The organism is Achromobacter sp. SIMBA_011 (genome assembly GCF_046535435.1).
Lineage (GTDB): Bacteria > Pseudomonadota > Gammaproteobacteria > Burkholderiales > Burkholderiaceae_B > Achromobacter > Achromobacter dolens.
Genome location: NZ_JAWRWN010000006.1, coordinates 302,214 through 318,530 on the forward strand (window position 1 = coordinate 302,214; position 16,317 = coordinate 318,530).

At 64.1% G+C, this 16,317-nt stretch carries 21 protein-coding genes; 1 reads left to right on the top strand and 20 read right to left on the bottom strand.

All coding sequences use genetic code 11. The features are described from left to right. The 20 genes from SB816_RS21440 to SB816_RS21535 form a co-directional block, all read right to left on the bottom strand. Positions 1 to 729: a phage minor tail protein L gene (locus SB816_RS21440; RefSeq protein ID WP_064525704.1), complete on the bottom strand. Its 729-nt coding sequence runs from the start codon at positions 727 to 729 to the stop codon at positions 1 to 3. Positions 730 to 737: 8 nt separating this feature from the next. Beyond that, positions 738 to 1,178, bottom strand: a complete 441-nt coding sequence (locus SB816_RS21445; RefSeq protein WP_269875657.1) for a hypothetical protein — start codon at positions 1,176 to 1,178, stop codon at positions 738 to 740. After that, the gene (locus tag SB816_RS21450) at positions 1,179 to 2,654 is read right to left on the bottom strand and encodes a phage tail protein (protein WP_410547510.1); all 1,476 of its coding nucleotides are present in this window, start codon (positions 2,652 to 2,654) and stop codon (positions 1,179 to 1,181) included. It abuts the gene before it with no gap. Positions 2,655 to 2,659: 5 nt separating this feature from the next. Then, positions 2,660 to 2,998 (bottom strand): phage tail protein, encoded by a 339-nt coding sequence (locus SB816_RS21455; RefSeq protein WP_410547511.1) that lies wholly within the window; start codon positions 2,996 to 2,998, stop codon positions 2,660 to 2,662. Beyond that, positions 2,995 to 6,432: a phage tail tape measure protein gene (locus SB816_RS21460; RefSeq protein ID WP_410547512.1), complete on the bottom strand. Its 3,438-nt coding sequence runs from the start codon at positions 6,430 to 6,432 to the stop codon at positions 2,995 to 2,997. The genes SB816_RS21455 and SB816_RS21460 overlap by 4 nt, the downstream gene beginning before the upstream one ends. Before the next feature lies 1 nt (position 6,433). Continuing rightward, entirely contained in the window at positions 6,434 to 6,685 is a 252-nt protein-coding gene (locus tag SB816_RS21465) for a DUF1799 domain-containing protein (protein WP_410547513.1), read from the bottom strand. 56 nt (positions 6,686 to 6,741) lie between these two features. After that, positions 6,742 to 7,080: a phage tail assembly chaperone gene (locus SB816_RS21470; protein ID WP_410547514.1), complete on the bottom strand. Its 339-nt coding sequence runs from the start codon at positions 7,078 to 7,080 to the stop codon at positions 6,742 to 6,744. A 9-nt stretch (positions 7,081 to 7,089) separates the two neighbouring features. Then, positions 7,090 to 7,740, bottom strand: a complete 651-nt coding sequence (locus tag SB816_RS21475; RefSeq protein ID WP_410547515.1) for a phage tail protein — start codon at positions 7,738 to 7,740, stop codon at positions 7,090 to 7,092. A gap of 57 nt (positions 7,741 to 7,797) precedes the next feature. After that, positions 7,798 to 8,148 carry a DUF3168 domain-containing protein gene (locus SB816_RS21480; RefSeq protein ID WP_410547516.1) on the bottom strand — a complete coding sequence of 117 codons (351 nt, stop codon included), beginning with the start codon at positions 8,146 to 8,148 and terminating at the stop codon, positions 7,798 to 7,800. Further along, positions 8,141 to 8,569: an HK97 gp10 family phage protein gene (locus tag SB816_RS21485; RefSeq protein WP_410547517.1), complete on the bottom strand. Its 429-nt coding sequence runs from the start codon at positions 8,567 to 8,569 to the stop codon at positions 8,141 to 8,143. The genes SB816_RS21480 and SB816_RS21485 overlap by 8 nt, the downstream gene beginning before the upstream one ends. After that, positions 8,566 to 8,898 carry a phage head closure protein gene (locus tag SB816_RS21490; protein ID WP_410547518.1) on the bottom strand — a complete coding sequence of 111 codons (333 nt, stop codon included), beginning with the start codon at positions 8,896 to 8,898 and terminating at the stop codon, positions 8,566 to 8,568. The genes SB816_RS21485 and SB816_RS21490 overlap by 4 nt, the downstream gene beginning before the upstream one ends. A 10-nt stretch (positions 8,899 to 8,908) precedes the next feature. After that, positions 8,909 to 9,211, bottom strand: coding sequence for a head-tail connector protein (locus tag SB816_RS21495; protein ID WP_410547519.1), 303 nt, complete (start codon positions 9,209 to 9,211; stop codon positions 8,909 to 8,911). Continuing rightward, positions 9,211 to 9,504, bottom strand: a complete 294-nt coding sequence (locus tag SB816_RS21500; RefSeq protein WP_410547520.1) for a hypothetical protein — start codon at positions 9,502 to 9,504, stop codon at positions 9,211 to 9,213. Before SB816_RS21500 ends, SB816_RS21495 begins: the two co-directional genes overlap by 1 nt. A 56-nt stretch (positions 9,505 to 9,560) precedes the next feature. Then, entirely contained in the window at positions 9,561 to 10,760 is a 1,200-nt protein-coding gene (locus SB816_RS21505) for a phage major capsid protein (RefSeq protein WP_410547521.1), read from the bottom strand. After that, the gene (locus tag SB816_RS21510; RefSeq protein WP_410547522.1) at positions 10,757 to 11,404 is read right to left on the bottom strand and encodes an HK97 family phage prohead protease; all 648 of its coding nucleotides are present in this window, start codon (positions 11,402 to 11,404) and stop codon (positions 10,757 to 10,759) included. The genes SB816_RS21505 and SB816_RS21510 overlap by 4 nt, the downstream gene beginning before the upstream one ends. Next, positions 11,388 to 12,614: a phage portal protein gene (locus SB816_RS21515; protein WP_410547523.1), complete on the bottom strand. Its 1,227-nt coding sequence runs from the start codon at positions 12,612 to 12,614 to the stop codon at positions 11,388 to 11,390. The genes SB816_RS21510 and SB816_RS21515 overlap by 17 nt, the downstream gene beginning before the upstream one ends. After that, a complete protein-coding gene (locus SB816_RS21520; protein ID WP_410547524.1) occupies positions 12,614 to 14,515 on the bottom strand; it encodes a terminase large subunit in 1,902 nt (633 codons plus the stop codon). The genes SB816_RS21515 and SB816_RS21520 overlap by 1 nt, the downstream gene beginning before the upstream one ends. Then, positions 14,463 to 14,852 carry a hypothetical protein gene (locus SB816_RS21525; protein ID WP_006387885.1) on the bottom strand — a complete coding sequence of 130 codons (390 nt, stop codon included), beginning with the start codon at positions 14,850 to 14,852 and terminating at the stop codon, positions 14,463 to 14,465. The genes SB816_RS21520 and SB816_RS21525 overlap by 53 nt, the downstream gene beginning before the upstream one ends. Positions 14,853 to 15,050: 198 nt before the next feature. Next, positions 15,051 to 15,374, bottom strand: coding sequence for a hypothetical protein (locus SB816_RS21530; RefSeq protein WP_410547525.1), 324 nt, complete (start codon positions 15,372 to 15,374; stop codon positions 15,051 to 15,053). Between the two features lie 11 nt (positions 15,375 to 15,385). Further along, a complete protein-coding gene (locus SB816_RS21535) occupies positions 15,386 to 15,790 on the bottom strand; it encodes a hypothetical protein (protein ID WP_410547526.1) in 405 nt (134 codons plus the stop codon). Positions 15,791 to 15,990: 200 nt separating this feature from the next. On the opposite strand from SB816_RS21535, the gene SB816_RS21540 reads away from it, so the two are divergent. After that, a complete protein-coding gene (locus tag SB816_RS21540; RefSeq protein WP_410547527.1) occupies positions 15,991 to 16,272 on the top strand; it encodes a DUF3892 domain-containing protein in 282 nt (93 codons plus the stop codon). Positions 16,273 to 16,317 lie beyond the last annotated feature (45 nt).

Consider the following 16,317-nt stretch of genomic DNA (forward strand, 5'->3'; position numbering starts at 1 on the left):
CTATCCCCTGATGAGGTCGGCCGAGGGGAACCCGCCGAAGTTGATGACCTCGTATTCACCGAATCGCTTCTTGCAGTCCGACATAAGGCCCGAGCAGCGATCGCGCGCCGGGTCCGTGACCGGGTTGCCGGCCAAATCGAACATGCGGCTGCCGGTGTAGCCGCAGTACGGGCCGCGGTAGCCGCCCTTGCGCAGCCAGCCGCACACGCCGGCGATGATCGGTCGGCTGGGCAGTTGTTGGCCGTCGAAGTCCAGCGCGCTCGACAACTGGAATTCCACCACCTCGGCGGTTTCGGCCGTCTTCTGCTGCACGATCCAGACCTCGGTCGGTAGTTCTTCGGCCGGGTTCGCGGTTGGGTTGCCTTCCGGAAAATTCTGGGCGTCAAGATAGCTGCCCAGCGTGCGCCGCACCCGCACCCAGGCACCCACCAGGTCATCCAGCGCGATACACAACGAGGAAATCACGCCCGCAATCGGCTTGCCCTCGGCGTCCGCGCCGATGTTTCCGACCGACAGCGTGGGCGTGGGCTGCTGGCCGTCCCCCACCTGCTCGAAGCCTTCCGCTGTGATCGCCCACGGGTCGTATTGGTTGCCCTGCCACCAGATAGGGCCGACCTGCGTGTAACCATGGAAGCGCTGAAGCGTCCCGCCGATCGGCGTGGCGTCCAGCTCGTAGAGTTCGACCAGGTCGCCGACCTCCAGCTTTTGCACATCAGCATAGATCCGCATGCCGCCCCCTATGCCTTCAAAGTGCCGGCCAGGGCGAACAGGTCAAGGCGCTGGGCCAGCGTCAGCCCCAGCACGTCGGCCGCCGCGTGCAGCATGGCGCTGCCCCATTCGAACGCCTGCAACTCGTCCCAGGCGCGGCGGTAATAGGCTGGCGTGGCCGGATCGTTCAGCAATTCCTCGAAGGCGTCGAACAGCGTCCAGTCCGGCCGCCCTTCCTTCGGATATGGCGTGAGGCGCATTGCCTCGCGGCCCTGGTAGCGCGACACTGGCCCGGGATCCACAGGACGTGGCGCGGGCATGTCGTCCAACGAGGCGGGCACCAGCGTAGGTGGCACGTCCATCAATCCAAGCGGCGAGCGAAACACGTAGTAGCCGGCCGAATTGTCCGCCACGACCTCATCTTCGAACTGATAGAACTTGCCAGTCTCGGTGTCTTTAAACGTCTTCATTTACCGATACTCCTGCCAAGCCGTAAACGTGATAGCCGAAACCACCACCTGATAAGATGCGCCAGGGGGAATGACAGCATTTGCTGATAGTCGAATTCCGTTAACCCCAAAAAGCGCCCGGGTAACGTAAATGCCGCCTATCTGAATGCCGATATTCCCGCCTGCGCTTGAGTTGGTATCACCTTCGACATATACGACGAGGGGCCGCCCGGTGGAGTTCGTGTAAACCACACCCGCAGTGCGATTTGCCAGCACGTTTTGTAGCGACTGCCCCACACCAAAGACCTGGCCGCGCAAGGTCTGAAACGCAGCATTAAGCGTCGCATAGTCGCTCGCCAGCTGCGCGGCGTCGGCCGCGCCGGGATTCGTGACGGCACCGAAAGCGTGGATGATCCAAACCCCGGCCACGTTCACCGGTCGGGTTTCAGTGCCGGTATTCCGTATCCAGCGGTTGCCGTCTCCAGCCTGCGCCACCCCGGAAATGGCACCGATAGCCGAAGACCCGGACGGCATGACCGGCGACCCCGTTCCATTGACCAGAAGGTTGGTGGCCGAAGCGTACCCCTGCGCGACCGAGTATTGCATCGGGCCAAGCTGGTCGGCCTGCACCACTCCGACCGCGCCCGCCTTGACGCCGTCGCCGCGTAGGAACAGCGCCCCGAAAGCGCCGGAAGATTGACCGTTGAAGTCGGGAACGCGAATAGTGGTGGATCCGTCGCCAACCGTATAGGCGCCGCGCTTGAGCGGATCCGCCAGCCAATCCGCCTCGGACACCACGGGCACCTTGCCGCCTGTCACCATGGCCGCCAGGTCGGGGAACGTGGCCCGGCTGACGGTCTGCCCATCGGCCGGTATCTGACCGGACGGAATCGACGAGCGCAACGGCCACCAGGCGATGGAAGCCACGGGCGGTCCAGTCGGAATGGGCGGCAGCTGTGCGGTCGGCACCTTGCCGCCAGAGTCCAGCGTCGCAACACCACTCGCGCTGCCCTTCTCTGTGGCCTTCACCGCGCCGCCCAACTGCCCCACGGGGACCTGGCCCGCAGCATCGAGCGTCGCCACTCCACCCGCAGTCCCTTTTTCCGTCAACGGGATGGAGTCCTGCGCCGCCGGCAGGTTGGCGGCCGGCACCTTGCCCTGCGCATCGAGCGGCGCCACGCCTCCAGCGGCGCCCTTTTCTTCCACCGGGATGTAATCGGCCAGTTCCGGCAGGTGCACCGCCGGCACCTTGCCGGTGGCATCCAGTGGTGCGACGCCCCCGGCCATGCCCTTCTGGGTCGCGGGGATCGCGGCGGCGGCCGTGGTCTTGGCCTCGGTGGCAGTCTGCTCCGCGTTCGCCGCGGTCAACTCCACCGCGTCGACGCCCGTCTGCACCTTGGTGAAGTTGGCGTTGACCTTGGCCATGCCGTTGCGCAGCGGGTCACCCGTGCCGTCATTGGCTTGCTGGCCAATGGGAATCTGTTCAAGTTGTTCCATCGTGTCTACGGCCTGAAAACCTGTTGAAATTTCGCGGAAACCGTGTAGGCGGTCCCGCCCATGGGCGAGGGGCTGTACTCGGCAACTTCGTAGTAGCCCTCAACGCCCAAAGGCGGCGTCCACAGGAATGAGCGGATACCGGCATGCCTATCCAGGAAGTCGACGATTTCCTGCATCTGCGCGCGCGTGCCGGCGAACTGCACCGGCCACGACTGGACCTTGTGGTTGATGCCGTCGCCGACCACCTGCCGGTAGCCGTCGCCGAACTGCGCGACGTGCCGCCGGAAGGTGACCGTGCCGGCTGGTTGCCCTACGGGCTTCCAGCGAAACGTCTCTGTCGTCATACCCGACCATTCCTCTTGTTCCAATTGGCACCGCCTTGCCGGTTGGCTCGGTCGATTTCTCGACGAACTACCGCCGTGATGCTGTCCGACAGCCGATCGCCAAGCTCGCTTTGCCCTGTCCCCTTACGATCTTCGCCACCTCCCTGCGTGACATTGACCTGGATGGAGATGTTCGGAGCCGCCCCCACGCCTCCCGCCGCCGGCGCACCCTGCGCCACCATCGGGCTGACGTGCCCCGATTGGGAACCCATCAGGAGGAACGACTTGTCCCCGATACGGGCCAACTCCGGCATGCCGCGCTCGTTGACCTCGTACATCTGCCGCGCGGCGACAGGACCACCGATAGCCCGGCGCCCAATCGCGCCCCAGGCGCCCGACATGCCGTCGACGTTGCCGGTCATAGTGCCGCCCGACGTGGCGCCGGCCCCGGCGGTAATGCCGCCAGCCAGAGAGCCGACAATGCTGCCGATGGCTCCGACAATGGCCTGCCGGGCGGCGATACGCGCCAGGTCCGCCAGAATCGACGTGGCGAGGTCTTTGAAGCTTGCCTTGCCCGTGGTCACAAACCGGGTCAACGCATCCTCCATGCCCCGGAAAGCGCCCGAGAAGACGCCTTGCGACAGCTGGGCAACGTTCCCGGCGGACTCGGCGTAGTCGGAAAACGCTTCACGCGCCCCGTTACGCCAATCGGCGTTGAGCTTGTCGACCTTGTCGTAGTAGGCCTGCTGGTCGGCCAGCGCCGCCTGCAGGGAATCGCGGATCTTGCCTTGCGCTTCCCGGAACCGGTCCGAGCCAAGCTGATCCTCGGGCGTGGCCTTGGCAAGTTGGTCCTGGTAGCGCTTGAACTCCAGGCGGATCGAGTTTTCGGCCTCCACCCGCTGGCGTGCAACCTGGCCCAGGCCGGCGGTGCCCAGCTGGCGGTCGTACTGCTCCTGCCGCGACTCGGCCGACGAGGCGATCGCCTGTTGGATCTGCGCCGCCCGCTCGTCCATCTTGAGCATGGCCTGCTTGGCGGCCAGTTCCTTGGCCAGACCCTCGTTCTTCACCAACTGGGCGCGGATCGCGTCCTGGTTGGCGAGCAAGCTCTTTTGATCCGCCGTCAGGATCTTCTTGTCCTTGAGGTCGGCGATTTCCTGCTCGAACTCGGCGCGGGCCTTGCCGGCGTCCGTCAGCTTGCGTTCGCCCACCAACTGCGCGGCCAGGGAGGCTTCCTGCTGGCGCAGGTCTGCCAGGCGCCGGGTGGCCGCATCGTCCTTGTACGAGGCCCCCTTTTGGTCCTTGTACTTCTCGTTGATGGCCGCCCGCGCTGCTTCGACCTTTTCCGCCGCCCATCCGTACTTCTGCGCTTCAGCATCCAGGCGCTTCAACTCGTCTTGACGAATTTGCGCCCGCGTGCGTCCAGCCTTGATGAGTTCGTCCAGACGCGTGTCGGCGGCAATCCTGTCCTGAGTGAGTTGCCCCTTCAGGCCCTCGGCCCTCGCGTCTGCCTGCTCCTTCTCCTGTCGCTGGATCTCTGCGGTGATCGCAGACAGTTCCTGTCGCTTGAGTTTCAGCGCCTGCTGGGCACGGTTCCGGCCCCCACCGATTGCGGCGCCTCCGTCGTTGGTCGAGAATCCCTGGTTGTTTTCCAGGCTCTCGACCGTCTTCGTCAGTTCCTCGGCCTGCTTGCGAAGCTCCGCGATCGGCGTAGGCCGGCCAATGTTGAGCATTGCATCCCAGGCCTTACGGGCCGCCAGGCCGAGGGTGTTCCAGCCTCGCTCCAGCGTGCCGGCGCTGGCCCGCACGCGGTCGGCGGCGCGGTTGGTCGCGTCCGCCAGGGTCGCCTGGGCGAGCGCTACCGCCTGTTCCTTCTGCCCCTGCTGCTCCAGCGCCCGGATGCGGTCATAGGTGGCCGCGTCCAGGAAGTGCATGGACTCGTTGATCTTGGCGACCGCCTGGCTGGGGCTTTCTCCCAGCCGGACAAACTCGGCCACCAGGTCATCGACCGACCGCGCGCCGGTTTCGCTCATGTTGACGATGGCGCCGGCCACCGTCTCCAGCGAGCCACCCGCCACCCGGCCGGAAGCAACCAGCTTGTTCAGCACGTCGGCCGATCGGCCCACGGTGCTATGGGCTTCGCCCACACGCCGGGACATGTCGGAAAGCTGCTGCGCCGTCTGGCCGGCATAGTTACCGGTCAGAATGAGCGAATTCGCAAAATCGCGCGTTTCGCTGGCGCCCTTGTACGCGGCATACCCGACTGCACCAATGGCCGCTGCCGCCGCCCCGACCGTCACCGCGAACGGCGTGATCATGCCCGCCAGCGCGCGGAACATCGGCCCGATGCCGCCGAAGCTGTCCTTCAGCTGGCCACCCTGCTGGATCAGGATCAGGAACGGATTCTGGCCGCCCGCCAACTGCGTCACGATGTCGGTCATCTGCGCCGGCACCATCCGCATGGCAGCGGCGGTTTGCCGGGCAGAAATGCCCGTGCCGTCCAGGCTCTTGTTGACCTGGGCGAGCCGCGCGATCAGAGGCGCTGCACGGTCGCCCACGCCCAGCTGGGCCGCCCGGTACTCCAGGATCTGCCGCGCCGTCATGCCGGCGGTTTCCGCCTGCTCACGAAGGCCGGCGATGAACCGGTCACCCTGGGCGGCCGCCTGCGCGCTGGAACGCGCCAACGCCGCTTCCGAGGCGTCCAGGCGCTTCACTGCGGCGCCGTACTGCTCGGCCGTTATCCGGCCCTGGCTCCACAGCGAAACCAGCTTGTCGGTCTGGGCCTGGATCGCCGACTGCGAGCCAGCCCCGCGCTCGATCGCCGCCAGGGCCGCGTTGACCTCGTTGATATCCCGGGTCAGTTCCTGGAAGCCGCGATTCTGGCCCGCCATGACGCCGGCACCCTGACCGCGCGTTGCGCCCGAGGCGGCCGACAGTTCCCGCTCCGCGATGGCCGCGGCTCGGGCTTGTTCGACCTGGCGCTGCAACGCCGCGGCACGTTCCACCGCAGCCTGGCCGATATCGCGGTAACGCGCTGCGGTCTGCCCTTCGGATTGCGCCGCCTGGGCACCCGCAGCGGCCACGGCGCGCTGGCCGGCGCTGAGCCCGCCCATTGCAGCCTCGGCTTCGCGGATCTTCGCCACCAGCGGTTCATACACGTCCCGCGGCAGGCCGGCCGCCTCGGCCTTGTACTGCGCGACCTCGGCCCGCGACCGGCCCAACGTGTTGGCCAGGCGCTCCAGCGACTGCCGGGCGCGCTGCTGCGAGGCGGTCAGCTTCTGCGCCGCCCCCTCGGCAGTGGTGCCGATACCCTGGAGACTCCCCGATGCCTTCACGGCGGCAGCCGCGGCGACCGTGGCCATGTTGTTGACCTCGCGGCCAACCTCCTGCACAGCCGATTTGACGCCGCTGTTGTCGGCACCGAACTCCAGTGTGGCTTTGCCTACAACGTCCGTCATATCAATCCTTGTGCATTTCTTCCAGGGCGGCGCTTTCCATCACGCGCACCGCATCCCAGATTTCAGGCCACAGCCCCCGCTTGATGCCCATGAAGCGCATCACGGAGGGCAGCGCTCCGTAGTCCAGCCCCGTGGCGCCGCCGGCACCGACCCGCCATTGCGTATCCATGGCGCAGAAGACGTTGAACGGCAGCTGGTTCTCGGGCAACAGCGCCACCAGGGGCGGCGCGATGTCCGCCAACGTCAGGCCCATCCATTCGTATTCGTCCGCCGGCGGCGCCCGCCAGTAACGCCGCCGGGCCGCGGCGATCAGTTTCCCCGGCGGACCTCCGTCAGTTCCGACAGGAACTTAGCGACGATGGCCTCGACAGCCGGCTGGTGGTAGTTGCTGACCAGCAGCGCCAGCGCCTCGGGCGAGAAGGCCGTGTTCACGCCTTCCCAGCCCGCGATGATGACGCCGAGCCACTCGGCGTCCGACTTCACATCGGTGCCGCTGGCCAGCCACGCGTTGAGTTCTTCCTTGGTCATGTGACGGAAGGTCAGCCGCAGCTTGGCCGGCTCGGCGCCGGGACGCGGGATATCGACGGTCGCGGCAAAGGTCGCCGGCGGGGTCAGGGAGAACAGCTGGTCTTCGTTGTTTCTCGGCATGGTTGGTCCTTACGCGACGTAGCGGGTCGGAGCGCCGGTCAGCGACAGGGTGACCTGCAGCGTCATGGCTTCGTTCTTGGTGGTGGTGGGCATCTCGCTGAAAGAGACGTAGGCGCGGAAATAGATCACCGAGCCGTTGGGCAGCTGGAAGCGGATCGCCCGCGGCTGGCGGTCGTCGTTCGCGGCCTTCAGCACCGGGTAGTGCGGCAAGGTGTCGTCGTCGGCGATCGTCAGGGTGATCGACCGCGCGCTGCGCGTGGTCGGGATCTGGCGTTCGTCGCCGGTGTCTTCCAGGAAGGAATAGTTGTAGAACTGCTGTTCGCCGCCCTGGCTGGCCGATTCCATGACCTGCGAAATCTGCGTCCAGTCCTCGATGCGGCGCACGCTGCCGCCGCCCGTGCCGGCGGGATAGCGCTTGGTGTCCGTCGTATCGATGCCTTCCAGCGCCAGGCTGTCGGTGGTGACGGCGTCCGCGCGAGCGACACGGCCATCCAGCGCGGTCCAGCCCGACACCATTTCCACGATGTCGCCGTCGGCTGCGCCATGGGCCGCCGCCGTCACCACGGCCTGGGTCGCATTGGTCACCGCCGTCGCTACAGCGGCCGCGGCATAGGTCTTCGCAACCGAGAAGATTGCGCCGTTGGGAAGTTTCACGCCCATGTCGGGCCTCCATAAAAAAAGCCGCCCGAAGGCGGCTGAGTTTTTGCCCGAAGCGGGCTAATCCTTGAACCAAACCGAGAAAGTCTGTTTTCGCGCGTAGAGCTTCGTGTCGGGTTCGTGATCCGACAGCGCGCCGCCCTCGGTGACAGCGCGCAATACCGGGCTAAGACGCAATGCGTCCTCGGCCTGGCGGATGATGCGGGCGGCGTCCTGGTCCAGCAGCGCCCATACGTCGACCTGCAGGCGACCGTTGCGCAGGTCGGGCACGCCCTCCAGGAAGTTGAGGGGCTTGCCCCCGACCCAGTGGTAGGTAATACGCGGCTCTTCGGCGCCGTCCGGCGCGACGCCTGGATACACCCGGCCATCGACCAGCGGGCCAAGGACCGCGCAAATATCGTCTTCAACCATTCGAAAGCTCCACAACGATTTCCGCGATCAGGACTCTGGAGCGGTCCCGGGACGCATCGATAGCCTTCTCGTAGAAGTCGAACGCGGGGCGAATAAACGACTTCGGACCGTGCCGACTGTTGCCGTACTCCATCCAGTGGCCGTGGGGCGCCTTGGAGTGGTTCCAGCTGATCTGGTAGATCTTGTAGTCATCCGTCGACTTGTCTTCGGAAAACACGTGGTAGATCGCCGCCCGCAGCTGGCCAGGCTTGATGCCCGGTTTCAATGGCCCTCTGTACTCCGGGGCCAGTTCCCGCGCCCGATCGTAGAAGACCAACGCACCAGCACGCGCCGCCGGCCGAACCACGCGCTGCTCGATCGCGTCAACGAATCGGGTCAGCCCTTCCACGGGGTCGCCGTCCATTTCAAAAGTGAGTTTCACGGCTTCGCCCCGGGTATAGACTGGCAAACCAGATCGACATACTCGCGGCTCACCAGATCCGGCAGAACGGCCTTGACGTCGAACACCAGGCCACCAGCCACAAGACGCATGTCGGAACGGATATCCTCGCGGAAGCGGATGCGTATGCTGGCGCGCACCAACGAGACATCGGTGCCGGCCTTGATCGTCCCGATGCCACTGGGGAACTTCACATTGGCCCACACCCTCGCATGCTCCACCCATTGGCCCACGACCTGGCCGCCGCCCGTCTGGACCTTGTCCTGGCGCCGGATGGATACCTGCGTGTTGAGCCGTCCTGCTCTCAGCATGGCGCCCCCTTCAAAATTGCTTTCGATACCAAAGCAGGCGGTCCACGCCCAATTGCACAGCATTGGACACCGCGCCGACGACGACGCCTTCGCGGTTGCTGTACCAGTGACCGACCAGCAGCAGAATGGCCTGCTCCACGTCCTTGGTCATCGCCATTTCTCCCGGCCCGGCCGGTTCGCCCGATACGATCTTCCGGTCGCAATGCTGCTCGACGTGCGCCGTGGCGCTGTCGATGTAGCCCTGGATCAGCGCGTCTTCAGCGACAAAGGCCGGGTCGATGCGCAGATGGGCCTTCACCCGGCCGATGTCCATTACTGCGCCCCCGCGCCGTCCAGCAGCGCCGCCAGTTGCTCTTTGGTCGCGCCTTCGGGAATGGCGATGTTCTTCTCGGTCAGCGCCTTCTTCAGCTGCGCCGGCGACATGCCGTCAGACGCCCGGGGCGAAGCCTTGGCATCGTCCAGCGCTTCGACCAGGCCTTTGCCCACCAGCGCGTGACCATACTCGGGGTCGGCATCGTCGAAGGTATCGCCGGCGCGCACGCGACCATCGCCTTTGCCGAGTTTCGCGGGATCGCCACGGAAGCCCCACAGTGCTTTGATTTTCATGTTTTCTCCAGAGGTATAGCGGGGTGCAAACCTCGCACCCCGCCGGGTGACACCGCTTAGACCGCGAAGCGGCCCTTGACGAAGGCGTAGTTGCGGCGCACCGCCAGGCCCAGACGTTCTTCGACCAGCAGCGCGCGCTGGTTCTTGATGAAGTCGTCATTGATCATGCCGACCTTGAACAGGAACGACATGCGGTCGTAGATGGTGGCGCCGCGTTGGAAGTTGCCCACCAGGAACTCGCCGCCCGTGTCGGTGCCGTTGCCTTCGTCCATGCTGTCCGACGTGACGACCGGCCGCCCCCACAGGATCGGGGTAACGAAGCCCTGCAGGTTGGCGAACAGGTAGCGGTTCTGCGAGTCCTTCTGCAGTTCAATGTCCATCCAGTCCTGCTCGGTCATGACCGTGGCATCGGCCGCCAGCTTGGCTTGCTTGCGCACCTGGTAGATGGCCCGACGCACCGTGTCGATCGCCGTGTCGCCCGCCTTGGACAGCGCGGGCGTGAACGTGGTGGCCTGGGTCATGATGCCGGGCAGGTTGTTGTTTGTGCCGTCGCCCTTGAGGATCTGCTCTTCCTCTTCCAGCTTCAGGTCGTAGCGCAGCAGCTGTTGCAGGTAGCCGTACAGCTGCGGCACGTCGTCCAGGGCCTCGTCGGACACCGGAATCCACACGGCCAGCTTCTTGATGACGTCGGTCTTGGCTTCGAAGGTGACGTTGCTCTGCGGCTTGGCTGCGCCTTCGGCCACCGGCGCCGCACCGCGGGTGTGCAGCAGTTCCTTGTAGTAGGTGTAGTTTTGGCCCGTCACCTGCACCGAGGGGATCAGGTCGCGGATGCGCAGTTCCTGGCGCGGGCCGGCCTGGATGGTGGGATCGAACTGGGGCACAACCAGGCCGGCGCTGGTGACCTTGGTTTCCTGCATGGCGGCCATATCGCCCTTGGAAACTTCGATCTCAGCGGCCACCCTGCCGTTCTCGCGCAGCGCCTTGTATTCGCCGTGGTCCTTCACGAAGTCGATGAAGCCCTTCTTCTCGGGCTGGCGGCCGCGCAGCTGCACGCCCTTTTCTTCCATTTCGAGAACCTTGTCGACGAGCTTTTGCAGTTCGCCCTTCTGGTTATCGATGGCCGCCTTCATTTCGGCCGTGACGGTTTCGCCCTTCTGGATGGCTTCCGAAGCCTTGTCGTACTTTTGCTGCAGGCCGGCAAAGCCGTCCTTCAGCTGCTTTTCCAGCGAATCACGCAGTTCTTTCACATCGGTCATTTCGACGCTCCAAATATGTCTTGAAAGGATTGAGAGAGGTTTTTCAGCTCGTCCACGATCGCCGTGTCCGCCATCGCGCCGTCGCGGCGGATGGCGGGAAAGCCGAGGGAGGCAACAGCAGCTGCCTCTTTTTGGGAAAGGCCCATGCGATCCCGCAGGGCGGATTCAAACAGCCGGATATCCGACTTAACGCTGGTGATCTGCGCCTCCGGATTCATGCCGAAGGGCACGAGGGAGGCTTCCCACAACTCCGCTTCCTTGATCACCCGGACAGTGCGGCCCGAGCGCTCTTCGTAGGCGGCGGTGATGGTGTTAAACCCGATCGACATGGAGTCGAGCGGGCCGCCGTCGCGCATCAGCTCGTAGGCGTCCTTGGCGTAGCTGACGTTCAGATTCACTTTGCCTTTCAGGTGCAGGCCGTGGGAATCCTGCGTGTACGACGCCGTGCCGACGAGCTTGCGCAGGTCATGAAAAAGGGCCAGCTTCAGCTGGCCCGATCGGGTGGTCTTCACTTTCACGAAGGCCCCGGGGAGGATGATGTCGTCGCCCAGGTCCACGTTGTTAAAGACGGAGGCGTATCCCTCGAAATTGCCCTGGTCATCCACCGCCTTGACTTCAAACGGGCATTCAACTTTGCTGAGCATTTGTACTCATCTCCCACCGGGTGACCCGGTCGTATTCCTCGCCGACGAGGGGTTCCATGTTCTCTTTGCGCCGGACCTCGTTGACAGACATCCAGCCCGAGCCATTGGAGCCGCCCAGGGCAGCCTGGTAGTACTGCGCACGCGCCGAACTATCGGCGCGCAGCAGGCCCTCGACCACGAATTCGACGAACAGGCCGAGTTTCGAAAGCAACTTGTCGTTGAATTCGTCTTCGATGGCGTCGATGTACGGCTTCAGGCCAAAGGTCACGAAGCCGCTTTTCTGCTGCTCCAGGTTCGACCCCATGATCGAGGTCTTGCTTGCGCGATTGGCCAGCCACAAGGGCACGCCCCAGATGCCCGCCAGCGCCTCTTCCTGGAACTGCTGCGATTCGATGAACTGCGAATCCTTCTGGCTGAGCCCCGCCGGCACAATCTTCGGGTTGCCCTGCAAGATGGCCATCTTGCCGATGTCCGCGGCGTCCCCCTGGCGCACGTCAGGGAACTTCGCCAGCACCTGCTCTTGCTGTTCCTTGGTCAGAAACTGCTCGTAGATGACGTATCCGCCGGTGAAGCCACCCTTGCGCATGAAGCGCGCCGACCAGTTCTGGCCCGCCTTCGCCAGGCCCATGGACTCGGCCTGGAACTCGACGGGTGAAAGGCCGCAGATGCCGTCCGCGCTGAACAGCTTGAAGTGCAGCATGTTCTCCGGGGATACCGGGAATCTCTGGCCGTTCAGCGTGACCCAATACAGAAGGTCGGCCGTCTCGGTGTCGATCTCGACCCCATCCCAGGGCAGAGGCGTCAGCCCGATCCACTCGCCCTGCGCATTGCGTTCGATCAGGTTGTAGGAGTTGCCGACAAGCCCCATGTTCACGACTGCCGTTTTCAAGAACGTCAGCCGCGTCATGTAGGGATTGGGCTTGCGCAGCAGCCGCAAGACGCGCCGCTCCAGCGCGCTGTCCCCTTTGGCCTTCCGCCCCGTCTGCTCGACGTACAGAGGCGCGGGGAGCCCCCCCACCGACTCGCTGAGAATCTTGATGCACGTCCAGATGATGGGAACCGTAACCGCCTTCTTGGGCGTGATTCGCTCGCCGGATTGCGTCTGCTTACCGCCGACTGACATATCCACTTCAACGAAATCACCCGTCTTCGGGTCGTTGTAGCCGAACATGCGCCAGGTGAGCGGGTTGTACCAACGCGTTTTAGCCATTAGCCGATCAGCCCAAAAAATCCGTTTTCAAGGTAGTCATCCAAGCCCGCGCTTTCTTCCACCACGGCGTTTGCCGCCCCCAGCGCCATAGCAAGCGCGACGGCGGCGTCGATCTTGTTGACCGATCGCACCTTGGATAACCAGTGATTGCCCCATTTGTCCTCTTCCGCAACGGCCGACATGATTGCGGATACCAGAACGGGGCTTCGCCGCAGCCTGATGCGGCCTTCAAGCAGGGCCTCTTCCAGCATCCGAACGGACCCCGGCATCCACATACCTTCCGGCGGCGGCACGCCGTCACGCTCGGCCGCCTTGACGGCCGACTCCAACGGCTTGCCTTTTTTCAGACCGCCCTGCGGATGCTCGGCAAAGGTGATGGTCAAGCCCAGCGCCGCCACATCCTCTTCGAATTTCTTGAAGGCGTAGCGGTCATAGCCGACCAGCTGAATGCTGTAGTCCCGGTCGTACTCGGCTATCGTCTGCGCCACATGGCGGTAGCTGATCGTCTGCCCCTGCGGCGCGTGCAGATGCCCCTGGCGTACCCAGACGCTGTAGGGCAGCTTGTCGCGCAACTCACGCGCTGCAACCGTATCGCCCGGCGTCCACGCCTCGACCCACGCGTCGTAGGTGGGCTTGGAAACCATCCGCGTCTCGCCGTCGACCTCGATTGAGACGTCCACAGTACCGGTTTTGACCACCGCCCCCATGGCGGTGATATCTCGGGACTGGGACAGATCCAGCCCCAGGTAGACCTTGGCGCCATGGTGCTCCGCCGGGTCGAAGTCATCGAGCGCCGGCTCCAGCATTTCGCGGGTCATCCACGCGGTTTCAGCATCGGTCCAGACACAGAAATGCAGGCGCAGGATGCCGTTCAACGCGCTCGGCAACAGCTTGGCCTGCTCGACCAGGTCGGCCAGGTACGATTCGGTGATGGTGACGCCCAGCAGCGGATTCGCCTTGATCCAGCAGGACGGATCTTTGAGCGGTTCGTCACCATCATCCAACGCGCACACGTAGCTGAATGTGCGATCGTCGATCACGCCGCCCACAAATGTCGGGTCATTGACCGCCTCGGTATGACCCGCAGCGACCTTGACCGCGTGTTCGTGCTCTTCCCAGCAAACCGAGTTTCGATCGCTGCCGGAGTTCGTGATCATGAACAGCAGCGGCGCGCGCCGGAACTTGAAGCCACGCTCCAGCATTTCGATGATCTTTCGATCGGGCAGTTCGTGGACCTCGTCCACCAGCACGAAGTAAGGGCGCGGCCCGGACCCGGTGCGGCTTGTGTCGCGCGAGACAGGCCGGAAAAAGCTGCCGCTGGCGTGGTGCGCCATGTTGAATTCGCGCCCCTCGCCCCCGGAGAACGAAACCCGCTTTGCCAGGGCCGGGGACTGCTTGACCATCTTCACCGCGTCGGCAAACAGAATGCCGGCCTGGTCCTTCTTCGCCGCGGCGGAATAGATCTGCGCGCCCGCCTCGCCATCTGCGGTCATACCCAGCAACCCGAGGCCGCCAGCGAGAGGACTCTTGCCGTTGCCCTTGCCCTGCTCGATGTATGCCCGGCGAAAGCGCCTGGTCCCGTCCTCTTGCAGCCAGCCGAAGATCGACCCAACGATGAACGCCTGCGACGGCTGCAGGTGGAACTTCTGCCCGTCGAACTGCCCCTCTGACAGGCGCAACACGTTCTCGTAGAAATCGAAGGCGTACTGGGCTGCGTCCAGGTCGAAGCGCAGGCCGCGTTCGTGTGCCGTCTCCAGGTCGAGTAGATGGCGCCGGCACGCATTGCGCACATGCGGCCCGGCCACTATGTCGCCCGCGACAACCGCCTCGGCGTAGGCTGTGGTCCGATCACTTGCGTTTGAAGAACGCTTCGTCCGGGTCTTCGTCTCCGCCTGGGTCATGCGCTACCTTGGATTCATCAACCGGGGTCGCCCCCAACTTCGAAAGGATCGAACTCAGCGCTTGCGTGGCCGACACACCGAATTCGGCTTCGGGATCGTCCATGCGCGCCACCCAGATGCAGGCCAGGCGCAACAGCACGCGGTGCGACGAGTTCAGCCAGGGCATTTCCGCCGCGAAGTCCTTCCACGCCTTTTTCTGCGTGACGGTCATCTGCTTGTACGGAACACCCAGCGGTCGAGTGTTTTTCGGTTTGGTTCGGCCGGCGTGGCGGCCAGGGTTTTTCACCGCGGCACCGGACGCCGCCGCCTTGTCGACAGGAAGTCGGGGACGGGCCATTTTTCTGCTCTTTTTGTGATCAATACCGAGACGGTCAGGGTCGTCCGGCGAATTGTGGATGCGCGCGTTTCTGGGAACGGTCGGTCTAGAGCCAGGGCCATTCCCATAATTTCACCCCCCCCCCCGGGGGGGTAGGCATATCCCTGCGGCCGCGCTACACGCCGCAGAAACGCATTTCGGATCGCACGACAGGGCAACCTACCCTACCGGCCATCCATCCTCATCGCAGCCGCGTATCTGCTTGCCCCCACGCTCCAGCCGCGCCTGGTCGGAGTTGTGGCAGTCAGCGCACAGGCTGTTGAACGGGCCTTCCCAGAACTGCTGTTCGGTCTCGCCCGCCGGGTGGCCATTCACGTGGTTGCAGACGGTGGCCAGTACCACCAGGCCGCGCCGCTCGCAGAACTTGCACAGCGGCTCGCGGTCCAGTTGGGCCTTGCGGGTGCGCTGCCACCTGGCCGTGCCGTACAGGTGCGCGAAGGCACTACCACCGCGCTGCCTGATCGTTCCCTTGGCGCCATACATCGCACACTCTCCTACTTCGTGTCCTTGGCGCCCGCCAGGGAGGCCTGGTAGAAGCGTGCGCGGGCCGCATCAGTGAAGCTGTCAGGTGCAGGCGGCGGCCACCGCTCGCTGACGCTGTACTTGTTCCGGAGATGGATATACAGCGCGCGCAGCACGGCATCGGGCATTTCCACGCCATCAATCACCAGCACGCAGCCCTCGATCTGCATATCGCATTCCAATGGAGCCATGCTGACGCGGACTTCAGGCAATTTCCCCCAACCGCCGAACGAGACATCCACGTTGGTGAGATGGGAAAGCGGCACGCCGCCAACCTCGACAAGCGTGCGGTGCCCATCATGTCGGACACTGATCGTGCTGGACCGCGCACCAATAGGCGGCGGTGCTGGCGGCGTACTTTCGGGAAATCCTGCCATGCTTCACCTCATGAATTTTCGCCGGGTGCCACCAACTGCACACCGCCCGGCGCGATGATCCCGGTCGCCATAAGTGCATCGATTAATCTCACGCAAACTGGCGATCCTTACATAGACGTAAGGATTAATTGCTAATGTCAGGGCTGATGTTGCAGGTAACCCCCGTCAGTTGTTTTTCCCGGCTTTTGGAGACAGCGGCTATGGCCAAGACAGCACAAATCACTTGCATTAACAAAGTCCCACGAAACGACCCGAACGAATCGATCACTCATGTTGGAGGGTTCGTTACCTCCGCTTGGAAACTGACCTTGGATGACGCTATCGGGAAGATTGAGCGCGGAGAGTGGAACTTCTACGTTCACGTGGGAGGGAAAAGCGTGTGGGTCGTTGTTGCAACCAGTCGCGCTGGAAACAAGTATCTGAAGACTGAAGCAGATGGCAGCACATCCAACAATCTGCTTAGCCTGCCAGAATGCCCATAGACCACGGGTCTATTCCGTGTTGCGGCTATCAACTGGGAAACTCGC